Source organism: Lysobacter sp. 22409 (genome assembly GCF_052045105.1).
GTDB lineage: Bacteria > Pseudomonadota > Gammaproteobacteria > Xanthomonadales > Xanthomonadaceae > Lysobacter > Lysobacter antibioticus_B.
On the sequence record NZ_JBQEOE010000076.1, the window covers coordinates 1 to 2,848 of the forward strand.

Here is a 2,848-nt window from a genome sequence, read left to right on the forward strand (position 1 = left end):
GTTACTTTCTTTTGCTAAGCCCAAAAGAAAGGTAACCAAAGAAAAGGGCTCTCCTTGCAAGGGCACAGGCCACGAGTTCGTAGCTGTCGCCGGGATTTTTCGATAGGACATCCTTGTCCTATCGAAAAACGGCGCACGTCCTGTGCGCCGCCCTCCGGGTCTCCACTTGACCGGCAAAGCGGATCAAAATCACGGCAACGGCAACGGCAACGGCAACGGCAACGCGGTCGCTTTTGGGTAGGAGCGGCGCAAGCCGCGACCGCGCCGTCTCGACCTCGCGGCGTTACCAGCCGCAGCCCTGTAGGAGTGGCGTAAGCAGCGAGCGATGCTGCATCGGGTTTGCGATCCATCCAACCTCAGTGCATGAACCCCCGGCTGCCCGAACCGCCGAGGCATTCGCGCGACTGCCGAATCCCCAAGGAACGGCCAGCCATTGCCCGGACGGCTGGACCGCTCCGCCGCCATCCTCGCACCGTGCCGCCGGCCTCGGTCCGGGGCCCGATCGACGCATAATGTGTGCTTACTCCGGAGCCCTCCATGCGTCCATCCGCATCCGTCGCCGCCTTGCTGCTCGCCTTGATCGTTCCCGCCGCGGCGCTGGCCCAGGCGGCGCCCTGCGATGGGGGCAGCGTGTTCGAGGATCGCAACGGCAACGGCCGCCGCGATGCGGGCGAACCGGGGCTGCGGGGGCAGCGCGTCTCCGACGGCGAGCGCATCGTCGCCACCGATGCGCAGGGCCGCTATCGGCTGCCGTTGCGCGATAACCGCAGTCAGTTCCTGATCAAGCCCGCCGGCTACCGGCTGGCGAACCGGGCCAGCGGGTTGCCGGATTATTGGCTCAACGTGCGCCTGCAAGCAGGTCCGGCGCTGAAGTACGGCGGCATGCCGGTCGCGACGAGCTGCCGCGATTACGGCCTGATCCCCGAACGTCGCAAGGCAGCCGGCGATCTCGACGTGCTGGTGTTCGCCGACCCGCAGACCAAGACCGCGACCGACGTCGACTACTACCGCCGCGACATCGTCGAGCCCTTGCTCACCGGCCGCCGCGCCGACCGCCGCGCCGGCGCGCGCGTCGCCGACCTCGGCCTGAGCCTGGGCGACATCACCCACGACGACCTGTCCCTGTATCCGAAGCTCAATGCGGTCACCGCGAGCCTCGATGTGCCGTGGCTGCACGCGCCGGGCAACCACGACCTGGATTTCGACGCGACCCGCGATGAGGATTCGCTGCTGAGTTTCCGCCACGTCTACGGGCCGGATACTTTCGCCTGGGAGGAAGCGCAGGCGAATTTCGTGGTGCTCGACGATGTGGTCTATCAGCCGGGCAGCAAAGCCGACTACATCGGCGGCCTGCGCCCGGACCAGTTCGCCTTTCTGGAAAGTTATCTGGCGGGCGTGTCCAGGCAGCGCCTGTTGGTGCTCGCCATGCACATCCCCTTGTTCGATGCCGCGCCGGGCCGCGAGACCTTCCGCCGCGCCGATCGCGAGCGCTTATTCGGGCTGCTGAAGGATTTTCCGAACCTGCTGGTGCTCAGCGGCCACAGCCACACCCAGCGCCACGTCTTCCACGATGCCGCCAGCGGTTGGCAGGGCGCGAAGCCGCTGCACGAATACAACGTCGGCGCCGCCTGCGGCGCGTTCTGGTCCGGCGTCAAGGATGCGCAGGGCATTCCGGACACGACCATGAGCGACGGCACGCCGAACGGTTATGCGCGCTTGTCGGTGCGCGCCGATGCCGGCTATGGCCTGCGTTGGTTCCCGGCGCGCCAGAGCGACAGCGATAAGGTCGCAAACCCCTACCTGCGCCTGTACCTGCCGAAGGTGCTGCGGCGCGGTTCGTATCCGAGCCGTGGCGTGTTCGCCAACGTCTACATGGGCCGCGAGGACAGCCGGGTCGAGTACCGCCTCGACGACGGCGACTGGAAGCCGATGCGCCGGGTCGAACAGCCGGACCCTGCGGTGTTGGCCGAGAACGCGCGCGACGACGAGGCCGAACGCCTGCGCGGCTACGACCGCGCCGCCACCGCGACGCCCTCGGCGCATCTGTGGAACGCGCCGCTGCCGACCGATGCCGCCGCCGGCGAACACAAGGTCGAAGTACGCGTCTTCGATCCTTGGCAGGGCGAGCAGCGCCTGTCCGCCTCCTACCGTTTGCTCGACACCGCACAGGACTGAGGCCATGGCCGCACTCGACGATTCGCCGATCATCGTCTTCGACGACGCTGCCGCCTTCGAGCAGTGGCTGCTCGCCCATCCCGAGGCGACCGGCGTCTGGCTGAAGATCGCCAAGAAAGGGCAGAGCGTGGTCACGGTGAACTACGAACAGGCGCTCGACGTGGCCCTGTGCCACGGCTGGATCGACGGACTCAAGCGCAGCTTCGACGCCTGTTTCTTCCTGCAGCGTTTCAGCCCGCGCCGACCCAAGGGCCTGTGGTCGAAGATCAACATCGGCAAGGTCGAGCGGCTGATCGCCGAGGGCCGCATGGCCGCCGGCGGGTTGCGCGAGGTCGAGGCGGCCAAGGCCGACGGGCGCTGGGACGCGGCCTACGATTCGGCCAGCAAGATCGAAGTACCGGAAGACCTGGCCAAGGCGTTGGCCAAGCAGCCCAAGGCGCGCGCGTTCTTCGAGCAACTCGACAAGACCAACCGCTACGCGGTGCTGTGGCGCGTGCAGACGGCGAAGAAGCCGGAGACGCGCGCGAGCCGGATCGAGAAATTCGTGGCGATGCTGGCGCGCGGGGAGAAGATTCACGGGTGAGGGGGGGCGCGGTCGTCTTCGCTGCCGATGCCGCGGAACGATCGCCCTTGCCGATGTTTTCGCCGCGATCTTGCAGCGACGCGGTCGCGG

Annotated in this window: 2 protein-coding genes; both read left to right on the plus strand. The window is 67.3% G+C overall.

Annotated elements, in window-relative coordinates; all coding sequences use genetic code 11:
• Positions 1-537 precede the first annotated feature (537 nt).
• Positions 538-2,175: a calcineurin-like phosphoesterase C-terminal domain-containing protein gene (locus ACTJJK_RS22420; RefSeq protein WP_440731292.1), complete on the plus strand. Its 1,638-nt coding sequence runs from the start codon at positions 538-540 to the stop codon at positions 2,173-2,175.
• A 4-nt stretch (positions 2,176-2,179) separates the two neighbouring features.
• Entirely contained in the window at positions 2,180-2,758 is a 579-nt protein-coding gene (locus ACTJJK_RS22425) for a YdeI/OmpD-associated family protein (RefSeq protein WP_031373326.1), read from the plus strand.
• Positions 2,759-2,848 lie beyond the last annotated feature (90 nt).

What these genes read in the sequence shown, in the direction of transcription:
- ACTJJK_RS22425 (WP_031373326.1), top strand. Translation starts at nt 2,180, where the DNA reads ATGGCCGCACTCGACGATTCGCCGATCATCGTCTTCGACGACGCTGCC.
- ACTJJK_RS22420 (WP_440731292.1), top strand. Translation starts at nt 538, where the DNA reads ATGCGTCCATCCGCATCCGTCGCCGCCTTGCTGCTCGCCTTGATCGTT.